General features: G+C 61.9%; 15 protein-coding genes. 9 read left to right on the top strand and 6 right to left on the bottom strand.

Annotated elements, in window-relative coordinates; genetic code table 11:
- Positions 1-9 precede the first annotated feature (9 nt).
- Complete coding sequence (gene nosR / locus F624_RS0130360) at positions 10-1,302, bottom strand: response regulator c-di-GMP phosphodiesterase, NosR family (protein WP_019578143.1); 1,293 nt, start codon at positions 1,300-1,302, stop codon at positions 10-12.
- A 298-nt stretch (positions 1,303-1,600) separates the two neighbouring features.
- Here nosR and F624_RS0130355 point away from each other — a divergent pair, with 298 nt between their 5' ends.
- The 5 genes from F624_RS0130355 to F624_RS36115 all read left to right on the top strand — a co-directional run bounded on the left by F624_RS0130355 (position 1,601) and on the right by F624_RS36115 (position 8,172).
- Positions 1,601-2,614 carry a diguanylate cyclase gene (locus tag F624_RS0130355; RefSeq protein ID WP_019578142.1) on the top strand — a complete coding sequence of 338 codons (1,014 nt, stop codon included), beginning with the start codon at positions 1,601-1,603 and terminating at the stop codon, positions 2,612-2,614.
- Between the two features lie 507 nt (positions 2,615-3,121).
- A complete protein-coding gene (locus tag F624_RS32990; protein WP_084679848.1) occupies positions 3,122-4,969 on the top strand; it encodes a PAS domain S-box protein in 1,848 nt (615 codons plus the stop codon).
- The gene (locus F624_RS0130345; protein WP_019578140.1) at positions 4,966-7,368 is read left to right on the top strand and encodes a two-component system response regulator; all 2,403 of its coding nucleotides are present in this window, start codon (positions 4,966-4,968) and stop codon (positions 7,366-7,368) included. The genes F624_RS32990 and F624_RS0130345 overlap by 4 nt, the downstream gene beginning before the upstream one ends.
- 114 nt (positions 7,369-7,482) lie before the next feature.
- Positions 7,483-7,617, top strand: coding sequence for a hypothetical protein (locus tag F624_RS36340; RefSeq protein ID WP_273425101.1), 135 nt, complete (start codon positions 7,483-7,485; stop codon positions 7,615-7,617).
- A gap of 366 nt (positions 7,618-7,983) precedes the next feature.
- On the top strand, positions 7,984-8,172 hold the full coding sequence (locus tag F624_RS36115; RefSeq protein ID WP_019578139.1) for a hypothetical protein: 189 nt from the start codon (positions 7,984-7,986) through the stop codon (positions 8,170-8,172).
- Positions 8,173-8,270: 98 nt separating this feature from the next.
- Here F624_RS36115 and F624_RS0130330 read toward each other — a convergent pair whose 3' ends face one another.
- The 5 genes from F624_RS0130330 to F624_RS0130310 are packed head-to-tail and all read right to left on the bottom strand — an operon-like array spanning position 8,271 to position 12,545.
- The gene (locus F624_RS0130330; protein ID WP_031256801.1) at positions 8,271-8,843 is read right to left on the bottom strand and encodes a TIGR00725 family protein; all 573 of its coding nucleotides are present in this window, start codon (positions 8,841-8,843) and stop codon (positions 8,271-8,273) included.
- Positions 8,794-9,615 (bottom strand): ABC transporter permease, encoded by an 822-nt coding sequence (locus tag F624_RS0130325; protein WP_019578137.1) that lies wholly within the window; start codon positions 9,613-9,615, stop codon positions 8,794-8,796. The genes F624_RS0130330 and F624_RS0130325 overlap by 50 nt, the downstream gene beginning before the upstream one ends.
- 14 nt (positions 9,616-9,629) lie before the next feature.
- On the bottom strand, positions 9,630-10,712 hold the full coding sequence (locus F624_RS0130320) for an extracellular solute-binding protein (protein WP_019578136.1): 1,083 nt from the start codon (positions 10,710-10,712) through the stop codon (positions 9,630-9,632).
- Positions 10,713-10,752: 40 nt separating this feature from the next.
- On the bottom strand, positions 10,753-11,781 hold the full coding sequence (locus tag F624_RS0130315) for an ABC transporter ATP-binding protein (protein WP_019578135.1): 1,029 nt from the start codon (positions 11,779-11,781) through the stop codon (positions 10,753-10,755).
- Positions 11,778-12,545 (bottom strand): ABC transporter permease, encoded by a 768-nt coding sequence (locus tag F624_RS0130310; protein ID WP_031256799.1) that lies wholly within the window; start codon positions 12,543-12,545, stop codon positions 11,778-11,780. Before F624_RS0130310 ends, F624_RS0130315 begins: the two co-directional genes overlap by 4 nt.
- Positions 12,546-12,726: 181 nt before the next feature.
- On the opposite strand from F624_RS0130310, the gene F624_RS0130305 reads away from it, so the two are divergent.
- The 4 genes from F624_RS0130305 to F624_RS0130290 all read left to right on the top strand — a co-directional run.
- Positions 12,727-13,635 carry a LysR substrate-binding domain-containing protein gene (locus tag F624_RS0130305; protein ID WP_019578133.1) on the top strand — a complete coding sequence of 303 codons (909 nt, stop codon included), beginning with the start codon at positions 12,727-12,729 and terminating at the stop codon, positions 13,633-13,635.
- Between the two features lie 71 nt (positions 13,636-13,706).
- Positions 13,707-14,192 (top strand): glutathione S-transferase C-terminal domain-containing protein, encoded by a 486-nt coding sequence (locus F624_RS0130300; protein ID WP_019578132.1) that lies wholly within the window; start codon positions 13,707-13,709, stop codon positions 14,190-14,192.
- Positions 14,193-14,522: 330 nt separating this feature from the next.
- Positions 14,523-14,927, top strand: coding sequence for a hypothetical protein (locus tag F624_RS0130295; RefSeq protein WP_019578131.1), 405 nt, complete (start codon positions 14,523-14,525; stop codon positions 14,925-14,927).
- A 37-nt stretch (positions 14,928-14,964) separates the two neighbouring features.
- Positions 14,965-15,198, top strand: a 234-nt coding sequence (locus tag F624_RS0130290) for a DUF1153 domain-containing protein (protein ID WP_019578130.1), incomplete at its 3' end; no start/stop codon positions are given.

Here is a 15,198-nt window from a genome sequence, read left to right as displayed (position 1 = left end):
GGCTTGCCTTCAATCGTGCGTGACATACAAGTTGTAGGGGCTGTTATCCCTCGCCTCCCGCAGTTTCAGACGCCGGATCAAGTCAGCCTGGATCACATGGCCGGCAGACAGCAAAACCAGGCCCTCTGGAGAAACCAGGTCCCTGGCCAGTCGCATACCAGCTCTCAGTTCTTCTGTCCGCACCAGGCGCGGGGGCTTTTCTGGCACAGGCCGGGCTGCCAGCCGCATCTGCAGGAATACGTCGACGACCTCGGGATCGAACTGGCTTCCCCGCCCTCGAGCGATCACAGAACAGGCATCGGCTTCGCTGAGCTTGGCACTGGTGATGCGTCCATGACAGAGGTCGTCATATGTGTCCGTCACAGCAAGAATGCGGGCGCCCAACGGGATCATCGCCCCCACCAGCCGGTCAGGAAAGCCGGCGCCGTCATGACGTTCATGGTGCGAGCGGATGATGGCGGCGACCATTTGTTGGTCATCCTGCGACAGCAGGATCTGTTCGCCGAAGGCCGGGTGCTTCTCGTAGCGCTGGAGGTCTTCCCCCTGCAAAAGAGATACGGGCTTCTCGATCACCTTGTCGGGCAAGGAGATCAGGCCGATGTCGTGGATCAGGCCGGCAATGAAGACGTCCTGAATCTCTTGCTCCGAACAAGCCATGGCCTGTGCGAGCTTGCGTGCCATGTCAGCCACCCGGCGTGAATGCCCCGCCAACAAACCCTCTCTCCACTCCAGCAATGTGGAGAACGTCTTGATCGTGTTGACATGGCTTTTTCGGATCTGTCGGGCCATGCGCTCAACTTCCTCGGTGCGGGCGGCCACGCGCTCCTCTAGAGATCCATTTAACTCATTTAACTCTGCGTTCTTGACTACCAGGGCTGCCTGCAGCCGGTGGTTTTCATGTTCGATGCGGCGCCGCTCGAGCGCTTGGTCCAGCACGCCCAGCACTTCGAGATCATTCCAGGGCTTGGAAACGTAGCGGTAGATTTCCCCCTTGTTGATTGCCTCGATGGTGGAGCTCACGTCGGAGTAACCAGTCAGCATGACACGGATGACAGTGGGCCATCTTTCCCGCGCGATGCCGAGGAACTCTGCGCCCTGCATGCCCGGCATGCGCATATCAGAAATGATCAGATCGACTTTCTCGGTGCCCAGTAGCGCGATGCCCTCCTCGGCGCTGTTCGCACCGAGGAACTGGTAACCATGAGGCTTCAGCAGCCGACGCAGAGAACTGAGGATATGGGGCTCGTCGTCAACGCACAGAATCGTCCAGGCTTCGCCGGGCTCGTGGTTCAGAACAGTCATCGCTGCGCATCCTTTGCCTGGGTAGATTGGCGGCTCTTCTCTCGGCCATCGTAGCGCGAATGGCATGGGTGGCAGAGCTCAATCTGAAGCCAGTCTAAATTTGCAGCGCCTGGTAGATATCGAGGGGTTCCCCTTGCTGCGTTATCGCCCATTCTGTGATGACATTGGAGTACCGCCTCTTGGGGAGTTGGATTGGCTTTTGAGTTGGCATCAGGTCGCATCCAGCGCTGCTGTCGAGGCAAGGCCATGGAGCGTCAATACGCCCCTCGCCGATTTCATGCCGTCGAGGAGGGCCGTCATGGCCAAGAAGCACATGCATTCGCAGCAACTCGCCGATTCAGCGAGAGCCTTTTCTGTAAAGCTCATGCAGTTCCTGGTGGTCCCGACGTTCGTTCTGGACCCTCATGGTCGAGTGCTGATCTGGAACCGCGCCTGTGAGTCCTTGACCGGCCTGGACGCCAAGGAGGTGGTCGGGACGAAAAACCATTGGCGCGGCTTCTACGAAACCCCGAGGGCCTGCCTGGCGGACCTGATCGTCGAAGGGCGTATCCACGAGCTGGACGCTCTGTACGTGACCCACGGCGCCCCAGAAATCATGAGCACGTTCGGCGTTCACGCCGAAAACTGGTGCCACATGCCGAGGCGGGGCATCGACCTCTATCTCGCGATCGATGCGGGACCCATCTACGATGACAATGGAGCGCTGCTGGCAGTGGTCGAGACCCTGCGGGACATCTCGGTCCAGAAGCACAGCCAGACTGCCCTGGAGCGCCTGGCCTCAGTTGACGGGTTGACGGGTGTACTGAACCGCCGTGGCTTCGACGATCAACTGACACTGGAGTGGAACCGAGCCCTGCGCGCCGGCCTGCCGATCACGTTGCTGATGATCGATGTTGATAACTTCAAGAGCTTCAACGATCACTACGGCCACCAATTGGGCGACGAATGCCTTCGCACGGTCGGTCGGGTTCTAGGAGAGTCTGTACTGCGCCCGAACGACATTGTGGCCCGCTATGGTGGCGAAGAGTTCGCCTTCATCTTGCCCGGTGCAGACAGCGCCGGCGCAGCGGTTGTCGCCTCGCGAATTCGGGATCACATGGCGGCCGCTGCCATCGCTCACCAGCCTGGTGGCATCGACGGCCAGGTCACGGTCAGCGTGGGCGGCGCAACGCTGATACCGCTGGCCGATGCCCTGCCAGCGGACTTGATTCGTCATGCCGACGCTGCCCTGTATGCAGCGAAATCCAACGGTCGCAATCGCTTCGTTTCTTGGCAGAACGGTGATCACTCGCCGTCGCACGCCTTGAGCTGATTCTGGTTTCAGGTGAAACCGAATCTCAAATGGCGGGGTCGGTAAAAACGCCCATGAAGCATCGACCGCATCCACGCGACACCGCCAAATCAAAGCCAACGACTCTAGCTGGCGAAGTGCCGAATATTGCTTTACGGGAAATTGGCAGACAGCTTCTGCGATCGGCCCGTGCCTGATTCGCCGTCTCCTCGCCGAGACTATTTTCGGCCGAAATACGGGCTTGTTGTGACTGAGGGGATGGCCCGAATTGCAAGACATTCGTGTGTCGCGAAAACGCCATGTCGTTCAAACATATCCAGCATGCACTTGCTGGACAGGGTTGACCAATGAACGGTATCCTGAATTCCACACCACATCAGCACCTTACCCAGAGCAATGGTTTTGCTGAGTGTCTATCACTGAATTTCGCCGCCCCTTCAGGGCTGGCCAGAAAAACAATAAATGAGCGCGGCATGTTGTCGATCGACATGCCATGACGTCAACTGATCAACCCTTGAGGGAGGGTGTATGCCAGGTCTCGCGGGGCTCAGTCCGTCATGCCCACATCTGTTGAATGCCACGCTGAATGTCGTGCCACATGGCATGGCCATTCTGGATTCGGATTTCCGTTATCTGGCCATCAATACATGCCTGGCGCAATCGAATGGCCTGTCGGTCTCGGCCCATCTAGGCCGGACGGTACGTGAGGTACTTCCTGGCGCAGCTGATCGAATCGAGGAGCTGTTGCAGCACGTGCTCAGCACGGGATTGCCGGTGATCGATGAAGTCGTCATGGACCCCGCCATCGATACCGCCCCGGGCACCCCGCCTGAGCCGGCCCGCTGCTGGCGGGCCAGCTACCACCCCTACCGCGACGAAGCAGGCAGGTTGCGGGGAATTCTTGCATTGGTGCAAGACGTGACCCTGCAGCGCCAGACCGAATTGCAAAGTGAAACCCATGAGAGGCGCCTGCAGCGGCTGCTCAATACCTTGTTTGCCTTTGTAGGGGTACTGCTGCCTGATGGCACGCTGATAGAAACCAACCAAGCGCCGCTGGACGCAGCGGGCATCGGCATGGACGCCGTGCTCGGGCGCAAGTTCTGGGACTGCCACTGGTGGAGCTACGACCCCAGTGTTCAACAGCAACTGAGAGAATCGGTCGGCTTGGCTGCCAAGGGCGAGGTGGTGCGCTTTGATGTGGTGATGCGCTCCCGTGAAGATGGGCGAATCACCACCGACCTCATGCTCGCGCCTTTGCGAGACAGCGCGGGGCTCATCACCCACCTGATCGCCTCGTCAATCGACATCAGCAGTCGTCAGCAGAGCGAACAGGAACTGCGTCAAAGCGAGGAACGGTTCAGACAGGCCGTCGAATCATCACCGGACGGAATGGCGATGGTCGATGTCCATGGGCGCCTGCAAATGGTCAACGGAAAGATGGTCGCCTTGTTCGGCTATTCACGCGAAGAGTTTCTCGGCATGACGATCGAGATGCTGATGCCAGAGCGTTACCGGGAGCGCCATCCCAACCTGCGGCAGACCTTCTTTGCCCAGCCTTCCGCCCGCGAAATGGCCCAGAGACGTGAACTGTATGCGCGCCGGCGCGACGGCAGCGAATTCCCGGTGGAGATCGGCCTCAACCCGATCACCACCAGCCACTCCCAGCGGGTGCTGGCCACCATCGTCGACGTGACGGCTCGCAAGGCGGCCCAACTGCAGATCGAACGGGCCTTGGGTGAGAAGACGGCCTTGCTGGGCGAAGTTCATCACCGCGTGAAAAACAATTTACAGGTGGTCTCCAGCCTGCTGAGCCTGCAGGCGCGCCATGCACCACCGCAAGCCCAGGCCTTGCTGGAAGAGAGCCAGCGCCGAGTCAAGGCCATGGCGCTGATTCACCAGTTGCTGTATGAGCGTCACGACTTCAACGAAATCGACCTGGGGACCTATCTGGAGCGACTGGCCAGCCTGCTGCGCGAATCGATGCTCCGCGGCAGGCCCCATGTGCAATTGCAGGTACATCACCAACACAAGGTGGCGCTCGACCTGCAACGTGCTGTGCCTTGCGGCCTGTTGGTGACAGAACTGGTGACCAATGCACTCAAGCACGCTTTCCCTGACCAGCGAAGTGGCGAGGTTCAAATCATTCTTGACCGAGATGCACAAGGCCGGGGCCGCATTGTGGTCAGTGACAACGGGGTTGGCATGCCGGCAGGACCTGCGCTGGGCCAGGCCCGATCCCTGGGCTTTCAGTTGATCCCGCTGCTGGTGGACCAGTTGCAGGGGCAGTTGCAGATGAGCAGCCAACAGGGAACCCGCTTCGATGTGGTACTGCACCCGTCAGACGAATCCACCCAGGAATACCGGGACATGCCATGAAGAACATCCGTATCCAGATCGTCGAAGACGAGCGCATCGTCGCACTCGACCTGAAGCAAGCCCTGGAGGCGCTGGGGTGCGAGATCACCGGCATCGTGGCCACCGGCCCGGCGGCCATCGAGTTGGCCCGGCAAAGCCCCCCGGATCTGATTCTGATGGACATCCACCTGGAAGGGCCGATGGATGGCACCGAGGCAGCACGCATGATCCGGGCGGCGGCTTCGGTGCCCATCGTCTTCCTGACGGCCTACGCCGAAGACGACAACCTGCGCCGCGCGGCTGCGAGTGCCCCCTACGGGTATCTGGTCAAGCCCTATGAGATGCGTGAATTGCGCGCCACGTTGCAGATGGCCCTGAGTCGACGCACTGCCGAGCTGGACATCGAGAGCGCCGAAGAGCGACTCAGGCTGGCGGTCGACGCCGCAGAGTTGGGTGTCTGGGAGTGGGATACCGACAGCGGCCACCTGAAGGTCGGAGGCCATTTCTCTCGCATCGTCGGCGGCGCCCCCACCACCTTTCTGGAGGGGGAGAGCGCCTTGCTCCATCAGGTGCATGGGGACGATCGCGCCTTGCTGGTCGAGGCCTTGCAACAACCCGGCATGGCCTGCGCCACAGTGCGTCTGCAGCGCGATGCCGGCATGCATCTCTGGGCCGAGATCCATGCGAAACGCCACGGTGAACACCGAGTGGTCGGGGTGCTGCGGGACGTGACCGAACGCAAGGAGATGGAGGAAAAGCTGCGTCAGGCCAGCGTCGTCTTTCGCACCACGGCCGAGGGCATCGCCATCATGGACAGCCAGCAGCGCATCGTGTCGATCAACCCGGCCTTCACCTTGCTGACAGCGATGGAGGCTGAAGAGGTGATCGGACGCACACCGGACGAAGTCTTGCACGCCCGCCGACACAGCCCCGTCTTTTACGAAAGATTGGAGGCCTCGGAGCACGGCTACTGGAACGGAGAAACCGTGTGCCTGAGGCAGTCGGGCGAACGCTTCACCGCCTGGGAACATGTCTGCGCCGTGCGCGACGATCATGGGCAGGTTGTTCAGTATGTGCTGGCCTTCTCTGATCTGAGCGCCATCCGGGACGCTGAATTGCAGCTCAATCACCTGGCCTTTCACGATGCGCTCACAGGGCTCGGAAACCGCAACCTGCTGGCCGAATGCATGGAAAGCGAAATCGAACGCTCACGGCGTTCCGGTATACCGATCGCGTTGATCTTCATCGACCTCGATGGCTTCAAGACGATCAATGACACCTTGGGCCATGCCGTGGGTGACGACCTGCTCAAGCAGGTTGCGCAACGCCTGCGCAGCACGATCCGACGCGCAGACATCGCGTTTCGCCTTGGCGGGGACGAGTTCGTCGTGCTGGCCCCCGACATGCTTCGCGTCGAGGACGGTGCAGGCCTGGCAGACAAGTTGCTGCGGGCGATCCGAGAACCACTCGACCTGAGCGGTCATAAGCGCCTCGTGGTCTCGGCCAGCCTGGGCATTGCGGTCTTTCCCGCCAACGGTGAAGACGTGGATCACCTGATCCGAGCCGCCGACAGCGCCATGTATGACGCCAAGCGACGGGGCCGCAACCGCTACTGTTTCTATGCCCCGGAGATGGCAGAGCGTGTGCATGAACGCATGCGAATCGAGCAAGGCCTGCGCCATGCAATCGAGCACCATGAACTGATCCTGCACTACCAACCGGTCGTGGCGCTGCCTTCACGCAACATCATCGGCGTCGAGGCCCTTGTGCGCTGGCAACACCCGGAGAACGGACTCATATCACCGGCACGGTTCATCTCTGTCGCAGAGGAGTCCGGACTCATCGAGGCGGTCGGACGCTGGGTTTTGCAGGCCGCCTGCGAGCAAGGTGCATCCTGGCATCAGCAAGGGCACACGGAGCTCACTGTGGCCGTCAACGTCTCGGTACGTCAGATGGCTGCGGAGAACTTCATACAAGACGTGTCGGAGGCACTCTCATCCTCCGGATTCGCACCCCAATTTCTCGAACTGGAGATCACAGAAAGCCTTCTTCAGGAACTGGAACTGAGCAGGCGAGTGTTGTGGCAATTGCGATCCATGGGGATACGCATCGCGGTGGACGACTTTGGAACCGGATTTTCCTCGCTGTCGTATCTGAAGCATCTGCCATTGGATCGCATCAAGATCGACCAATCCTTTGTACGGGATCTACCCGGCAACACCAACGACATGGCTATCGTGCGCGCCATCATCGGGCTGAGCAAGACATTGGATTTGGAGGTGACTGCCGAAGGCATCGAGACCGAGGCACAACTGACGTTTCTCACCGTTCAGGGCTGCCCCATGGGACAAGGCTATCTGTTCGCTCGTCCAATGCCAGCCGCGGAGCTGAATACACTGCTGGTCGCACCCAGGCCATGAAGCACGGTTCGCAAGGGCTGGCCCTCTCCCCTTTTTTCGTACCGTTTGGTAACAGAGCTGCTGGAACAAGGACGGAACACGGCAGATGAACACCAACAGTTGATGAAAGCGGTCATGGGCAAGGATGCAGAGCTGGCCGGCAAGATCTTTGAAAGCCACTTTTGGCAAACCGCCCACATCACTCTCGAGGCTGGTTTTGGCCAAAGTCACTTTTCCTGCGCCACCGGCACTCGAAAAGCGACTGGATGATGTCTTCAAGCGTCTGAGCAAGCCCAGCCTTGCAACGGACGCCAAGTCCAACATGGAAGTTCTTGGGAGTCTATTCAGGCCTGACGAATCCAGAGTCCGTCGAAAGCGTCGCTTGCATGTCCCATCGCCAAGCGAGCCTCTGGATGCGACTGAATCTGAAATGAATCGGGGCAAAGCCTGGGCGCGAGCTGGGCTCCCTCACATCGCCTTGCACGGTCTTCGCCGATTTTTCGAGTCCCTCACTGAGTCGCTCGACATCCCGTCAGGGGTGGTCGCAAAGACGAAGGCTGTCGCGCCAACCTCGTAGCCATCGTCAACTCGCAGTTCATCAGCAATGGGCTGGCCACGATCTTTCTGGACCGCTATGTGCAAGACCTGCCCGCGTTGGCGGCGGGGGTTAGCGTGGGAGGCTTCGACTGCGCGCTGGGCTCACTGACCAACCTCATCGCACTGCGGCTGGCCAAGGTGCCACATGGGCTGCAGGAGTTAAACCGCATCAGCATTCCTTTCCTGATCGTGTGCGCGACTTCGGCGTTGTTGCTGCGGCTTGGTTGATGAGTTTTCTGGATCACAGACTCGCAGAAACAGGCCATCTGACACAACATACCGACGTCCTCATCGAGACGCTGGCTCGCAGCCGGTCCGACGGCTTCTTAACCTAGCAGACTGTTTAAAACCTCGGCAAGCAGGTCATTGACAGTGAGCGCTTCGGTTGCTCCCGGCAGTTGGATACCCCCATGGATGACGAAAACCGGCTTTCCCCATTTCAGTCCCATGGCCATTTCGGACAGGGTGCCCAGATTGCTGCCGATGGCGACGAGGCAAACGGCGCTGCGCGCGATGATGGCGTTGCGCATCTCGCCCATGCCCGTGGGCACGGCAACACTGAGCCATTCGTTGGCATTGACATCGTCGTCCTCGGGCAAGATGCCTACGACCATACCTCCAGCCTCCGTGGCACCGCGCGATGCAGCGGCCATCACACCGCCGCGTCCGCCGCAGATCACCACCATGCCCGCGCCGGCGAGCGCATGGGCCACGGCATAGGCGGCCGTGCATTCGGTCTCGCCCGCATCGCCGGGGCCGATCACCGCGACCGGTTGGCGGTGGCGGGTCGGGCTCTTCTGCTTCATGGCCAGGCGTTGCAGCGCCAGCGCGACCGGCTCAGACAGCGACTCAATGACCGGCGCCGGCCGCGCCACGTTCGCGTTTTTGCGTAAAGACATCACCCACTCCCATCACCACCACACATACGACCATCAGCACCAGCGACAAGGCCGCTGCCACCGCAAAATCCGACCCGCCATCGCTCACCTGTGCGAGCAGCATCAGCGGCAGGATGTTGAGCTGCGTACCCACCAGCGCCAACGCCGTGCCGTAGGTCCCCATGGCAATCGCGGCCACCATGCAGGCGTTCGACAGCACCGAGGGCAGCACCTCGGGCAGCACCGTGTCCCAAAATGCCCTGGCGCGCGACGCACCCAATGTGCGTGCCGCCTGCAACGGCCTCAGGTCCAGGTTGGCGAACACCGGGTACAGCGACAGCGCGACACGCGGGATCAGGTAGTAGGCATAGGCGACGCCCAGGCCCGAGACGCTGTAGATCCAACTACCGATCACAGCCGGATCACCCCCCAGGCCCGCCAGCAAATGCGTGACGAAGCCCGCCCGCCCGAAGGCCAAGATGAAGCCATAGGCGATCACCAGGCCTGAGAAAGCCAGCGGCAGGCCCAGCAGGGTCATCATCCACTGGCGCCTTGATGGGCTCTGGCGTGCAAGCTCGATGGCAATGCAGGTCCCTATCAGGGCCGACACTGCGCCCGCGGCGAGCCCCAGGGCCAGCGTGTTGCGCAGCGCGCCAAGGAACAAGGGGTTGCCGAACAGTCGTCCGAAGGCGCTGCCGCCGTCGCCGAAAGCCTCAGGCAGCAGGGCTGCCAGTGGGATTGCAAAAAAGAGCGCCATGAAGGCCCATGCGGGCCAGGCGCCGAAGCGTCGCATGGTGTCAGGCCTGCTCACTTGTTGCCGACGGCCGCCAGGGCCCAGAGGCGGTCCACCTCGGTCTTGCGTTCCGAGGCCTTGACCACATCGAGCGGACGGATTTGCGGTGCAGCAGGCATCTTCGCGGCCACGTCGGCAGACAACGGCGTGCCCGGCACGGCAGGGCGCACAAAGCCTTGCGCGAAGAGCGACTGACCGGCCTCGCTCATGACGAAGTTGAGCCAAAGCTTGCCGGCATTCGGGTTGGGCCCGTTCTTCACCAGACTGATCGCATAGGGCGCGGCCACGCTGGCCTCCTTGGGAATCACCACCTCGACGGCATCGCCCATGCCGTCAACATGCTTGGCCTTGAGGCCGTCGTTCTCATAGCTGATCCAGACGGGAATCTCGCCCTTGAGGAACTTGGCATAGGGCGTGGTGCCTTCCACGCGCATCACGTTCCCGGCGGCATGCAGCTTGCCCAGGTAATCGGTGCCGGGCTGCACGTTGTCCACGCTTCCGCCGTTGGCGTAGGCCGCAGCAAAGGTCAGCACCTGGCCGATGCCGGTGGAGCGCGGGTCCAGGTAGACCACGGTGTTCCTGAACTCGGGCTTGAGCAGGTCGGCCCAGCCGGTGGGCACGTTCTTCACCAGCTTCCTATTGACCAGGAATGCGATGTTGAGCGTATGGATGGTGAACCAGCGGCCGTCGGCCTCGCGGAACACGGGGGGCAGCTTGTCGAAGTTGACGGGCTTGAAGGGCGCGACCACGTCCTTCTTTGTGGCATCCACGGCCGATGCCGCAAAGTAGTAGGCGGTGTCGGCTTGCGGGCGGCGCTTGGTCTTTTCAAGCGCGACCACGGTGGCGGCCGAACCGATGTCGTTGTAGGTCAGCTCGATCTCGGGATAGCGCTTCTTGAAATCGCGGAACAGCGACTTCCAGTTGGCCCACTCGGGGCCTGTGTCGAATGAGACACAAAGCCCTTCTTTCTGCGCCTCGGCATACAGGGTCTTCTCGCCCGCATAGAGCTCGGGGCCCTCGAAGGCGAAGGCGGTGCGGCCGGCCAGCGTTGCCAGGGGCAATGCGCCGGCGGCCTGGATCAGTTGTCTGCGTTGCATGGTGGCTCCTCGTGTTCAGTTGGAAGGGGTATAAGAAAAATCAGTGGTCGAGCAATCGGATGTGCTCGGGCGCGATCGCAATCGCACGGGCTGCCGGAACGGCGGACTCGGCCAGGAATGGCTTGGGCGCCCCAGGAACCTCGAAGTCGTAGCGGGTGAGCGCACCCAGGTAGCGCTGGGCGCCGGGGTGGCCTTGCAGCCGGTTGACGCACGCGGGTGGCGGGTCGGCCTGAACATGCTCTGGCCGCACCATGGCATGCAGCCCGCTACCCACGGCACGAGCGCCCGTGTCGGCGAAGAGCTCGGCAAATCCCAGGTCGATCTTCCCGGGGGCTGACACCCGGGCTGGCAGGATGGTGGACAGGCCGACGAATTCGGCCACCGCAACACTGCTTGGCTGCTGGTAGATCTCACGCGGGGTGGCGATCTGCAACAGCCGGCCGTCTTTCAGCATGGCGACGCGGTCTGCCATGACCAGGGCTTCCTCCTGATCGTGCGTGACCAGCAGCGTGGTGGCGTTGAAGCGCTGCTGGATGGCCCGGATCTCGTCACGCAGGTGCCCGCGCACGCTGGCGTCGAGTGCCGACAGCGGCTCGTCGAGCAGCAGCGCGAGCGGGTCGATGGCCAGTGCCCGCGCCAATGCCACGCGCTGCTGCTGGCCGCCCGAGAGCTGGCCAATGTCCCGCTTCGCGTAACTCGCCAGGCCCACGATGCCAAGGAGTTCCTGCGCACGTCGGTGGCGCTCGGCCACGGGCACCTTGCGCAGCTTGAGGCCGTAGGCCACGTTGTCGATCACGCTGAGGTGCGGGAACAGCGCATAGCTCTGGAACACCATGCCCATGCGGCGCTGGTGCACGGGCGTGCTGGACATGTCCTGCCCGCCGAAGACGATGCGCCCTGTGTGACCTGTCTCCAGCCCGGACACCAGCTTGAGCAGCGTGGATTTGCCCGAGCCACTGGGCCCGATCACCGCCACCAACTCGCCGGCGCACACATTCAGGGACAGTTCGTGCAGCCCCTGCTTGCTGCCCGGGTAGTGGTAGCTGACGTTGTCGAGGGCAAGGTTCATGGGCGGGCTTTGATGAGGGAAGAAGACAACAGGGCTGATGCACCTGCCAGGATCAGCAGGATCACCGTGGCGGCGCAGGCAAAGCCCGTGGCCCCGTAGAAGGCCTGCAGCAGCAACACCGGGTAGGTGCGGTTCTGGAAGCTGGTGAGCAGATTTGACACACCGAACTCGCCCACGGAGATGGCTGCCACCATGACCAGGCCACTGAGCAGGCTTTGGTTCAGGCTGGGCAGCACGATGCCGGCAAACTGCTGCCAGCCCGAGGCGCCCAGCGTGGCCGCGGCCTGTTCGAGACGCCCCAGGTCCAGGTGGCGCAGGTCGGCCAGCAGCGTGTTGGTGAGGTAGGGCAGCGTGAGAGTGACGTGCGCTGCAATGAGCAGCGGCATGGTGCCGAGCCAGGGTGCGAGATCCGTGTTGAACACCACCATGTAGCCGAAGGCAAGGGTGATGGCCGGCACGGCCACGGGCATGGCGCTCACGATGCGCGCGGCCAGGGCGCCGCCGCGGCGTGCACCGTGGTAAAGCGAATAGGCCAGTGGCAACGCCAGCACGGTGTTGATGGCGCAGGCCGCCAGGGCCACCACCAGGCTGTTCCAGAATGCCTTGCGGAACGAGGTGTCCTGCCAGACGTCCAGGTACCACTGGCCAGTGACCCCGGTGGGCAGCAGCGTGTTGGTCCAGCTGCCGCCCAGACTGCCGATCATCAGCAGCACGATGGGCAGCAACAGATACACGCCATAGATGAGGGAGATACCGCGGATCACGTTGTGGTTTCCAATGTCCAAATTGCCGGCATACTTTCCGGATACGCCACTGTTGGCCACATGGCGTCTTGTTGCGAGATCCAAATTCTAGGTAGGGAACCCTTTCTTATGGGTGAAACCTGGATGACAACATTTGAGTGTTTGGAAAGTGTTTTTCACAAAGCCTTCATGAAATCCGGATATGAAACGTGACTGTCCCACCATCCAGGAGCTTCTGGCCTTTGACGCCGTCGCGCGCCACGAAAGCATCACCCTGGCCTCGGGTGCGCTGTGCATCACCGCCAGCGCGGTCAGCAAGCAGGTGGCTGGGCTGGAGGCGTTTCTGGGCCGCCAGTTGCTACAAAAAAGCGGTCGCGGGGTAGAGCTCACCCCGCAGGGTCGTGTGTATTGGCAGAAGATCTCTGGCGGGCTGCGTGCGATCGAGGCGGCCACGTTCGAGGCCCGCTCTGGCGATGCCGGCACGGGCCTACTGACGCTGGCCAGCGTGCCCACCTTCCTGACCAAATGGCTGATCCCGCGCCTGCCGGCATTCAGCCAGAAGAGCCGTCACGTCATGCTCAGCTTCAGCCGTCACCTGGAGCCCAGCGACGGCATACCGGCGGGCGTAGATGCTGCGATCCGATACGGTCCGGATGGGTGGCCAGGTGTCGTTTCGGAATACATCGCCGGTCGCGAGTTCGTGCTGATCGTCGCACGCAGCGTGGTAGAAGGACGCCACCGCATTACCCGACCGACAGATATCCTGGGGCACACCTTGCTGCACCACGAGGGCGCCTCCACCGCCTGGCGCCAGTGGGCCGCACAGCACGGCGTGCCTGAGGTGCAGACCCTTGCCGGCCCGCGCTTTGCCCAGTACTCAGCCCTCATCCAGGCGGCGCTCAACGGCCTGGGCATCGGCCTGGTGCCATCCCTTCTGGTACAGAAGGAGATTGCCGAGGGCTCCCTCCTCAGCCCATGTGGCAGCGCGGTCTATGTGAACCAAGGGCACTATCTGTGCTACAGACCAGATCGACTGGACCTGCCGGCCTTCTTGACGTTTCGCGAATGGTTGCTACAGGAAGGTGCCCTGTCACGGGGGGGTGAAACGTAGTTGGGCCTCTGTACGGGTCATACGAATGCCCCTCATAGTTCTGGACGGCGAACTACGAACCGACTTTCGTGATGGCGGTGATCTGTGAGTACCTGGACGAGACCACGCCTGCGCGTCTGCACCCGGCCGACGCACTGCAACGGGCGCGGCACCGAGCCTGGATCGAGTTTGGGTCGGCACTGCTCAACCTGATCGGAGCCTTCTACACGGCGGCCGACGAGCAGGCCCTGGGCGCGCGGGCGGCAGAAATCCGCAGCCGCTTCGCGCAGATCGAGACCGCCCTGGGCGATGGCCCTTTTTTCGCGGGTGATCGCTTCAGCAGCGTCGATGCCGTGTTCGGGCCGGTGTTCCGGTACTTTGATGTCTTCGATGGGATCGGAGACTTCGGCCTCTGGGGCGACCTGACGAAAGTTCAGCGCTGGCGCCACCACTTGGCCGCCAGGCCATCAGTGGCCGGTGCGGTGAGCCCGGACTACCCGCAGCGCTTGCGCCGGTTCTTGCTGGCCCGGCAATCGGCGCTCTCGCGGCGCATGGCATCGGTTGGCGCGCCGGCCTGAAGCATCAGCGCCATCCGCCGCAAGCGATGTGCGCAGACCATGCACCCCACGGAATCCGCGCAGGCTGCACTTGACCGGGTGGCGGTGCAGCGCCAGCTCAGAACCAGGCCCAGATGCGTCGCAGCAACGCAGGAACCGGTCGGGAGGGGCGGGCAGGTCGGAACACGTAACGGCAGGTTTGGTTCATGACTTTGGAGGTGTGAGTTTTCACAGTACTGTACAAAATATCAGTATCATGGGCAAGGGCCCCCAGACCTGCCCCTCAACAAGTTCTCCCAGTTCACCCACACCGTCAGAATTGGCACGCGCCAGCGCCCTCCGCTCTACCTGATGTCCTCAGCCCTCGCCCCCACCGAACTCCCGGGCTTCATCCTCACCCGCCACTGGCGCGATCTCGCCGAGGGCACCGAGGTCGAGTATTGGGTTGCCACCGAAATAGGGCCGATCAAGGTGTTGTTGACCCAGCAGACCTCGGTCGCCTTCGTACCGGCCCGCCATCGGGCTGCGGTGCAGGCCCAGCTGGCGAATCTGCAGGGCTTGCAGGGCCTGGAGCTGAAAGAGCTTGGTTTGAAGACCTTCGAGCAAGAACCCGTGCTCGGCGTCTATGCCCGCAGGTTCCGCGATCTCGGCAAGCTGGCGAGCGCACTCCAGCCGCTGCAGATCCCGCTGTACGAGGCGGATGTGCGCCCGCACGACAGATACCTGATGGAGCGCTTCATTGTATTGACCCAGTGATTTCCTGCTCAGGTGTTATCGTTGAAAGGCAACACAGATGAGCACCCTGATGGAAGACGACATCAAGCGTTGGACGGCCAAGAGAAAGACGGCTTTGGTCCTGGACATCATTCAAGGCAAGACCACGGTCTCAGAGGCCAGCCGTGCCTATGACCTCAACCCATCTGAGGTTGAACAGTGGGTCGATGAAGGCAAGCGCGGCATGGAGAACGCCCTGCGCAGCAAGCCCCTGGAAATCAAAGAGCAGTACGAACGGCAACTCAGTGATTTG

The sequence above is a fragment of the Curvibacter lanceolatus ATCC 14669 genome (assembly GCF_000381265.1).
Classification (GTDB): Bacteria; Pseudomonadota; Gammaproteobacteria; order Burkholderiales; family Burkholderiaceae_C; genus Curvibacter; species Curvibacter lanceolatus.
This window is presented reverse-complemented; position numbering and strand designations above follow the sequence as displayed.

What these genes read in the sequence shown, in the direction of transcription:
- nosR (WP_019578143.1), bottom strand. Translation starts at nt 1,302, where the DNA reads ATGACTGTTCTGAACCACGAGCCCGGCGAAGCCTGGACGATTCTGTGC.
- F624_RS0130355 (WP_019578142.1), top strand. Translation starts at nt 1,601, where the DNA reads ATGGCCAAGAAGCACATGCATTCGCAGCAACTCGCCGATTCAGCGAGA.
- F624_RS32990 (WP_084679848.1), top strand. Translation starts at nt 3,122, where the DNA reads ATGCCAGGTCTCGCGGGGCTCAGTCCGTCATGCCCACATCTGTTGAAT.
- F624_RS0130345 (WP_019578140.1), top strand. Translation starts at nt 4,966, where the DNA reads ATGAAGAACATCCGTATCCAGATCGTCGAAGACGAGCGCATCGTCGCA.
- F624_RS36340 (WP_273425101.1), top strand. Translation starts at nt 7,483, where the DNA reads ATGGGCAAGGATGCAGAGCTGGCCGGCAAGATCTTTGAAAGCCACTTT.
- F624_RS0130330 (WP_031256801.1), bottom strand. Translation starts at nt 8,843, where the DNA reads ATGTCTTTACGCAAAAACGCGAACGTGGCGCGGCCGGCGCCGGTCATT.
- F624_RS0130325 (WP_019578137.1), bottom strand. Translation starts at nt 9,615, where the DNA reads ATGCGACGCTTCGGCGCCTGGCCCGCATGGGCCTTCATGGCGCTCTTT.
- F624_RS0130320 (WP_019578136.1), bottom strand. Translation starts at nt 10,712, where the DNA reads ATGCAACGCAGACAACTGATCCAGGCCGCCGGCGCATTGCCCCTGGCA.
- F624_RS0130315 (WP_019578135.1), bottom strand. Translation starts at nt 11,781, where the DNA reads ATGAACCTTGCCCTCGACAACGTCAGCTACCACTACCCGGGCAGCAAG.
- F624_RS0130305 (WP_019578133.1), top strand. Translation starts at nt 12,727, where the DNA reads ATGAAACGTGACTGTCCCACCATCCAGGAGCTTCTGGCCTTTGACGCC.
- F624_RS0130300 (WP_019578132.1), top strand. Translation starts at nt 13,707, where the DNA reads ATGGCGGTGATCTGTGAGTACCTGGACGAGACCACGCCTGCGCGTCTG.
- F624_RS0130295 (WP_019578131.1), top strand. Translation starts at nt 14,523, where the DNA reads ATGTCCTCAGCCCTCGCCCCCACCGAACTCCCGGGCTTCATCCTCACC.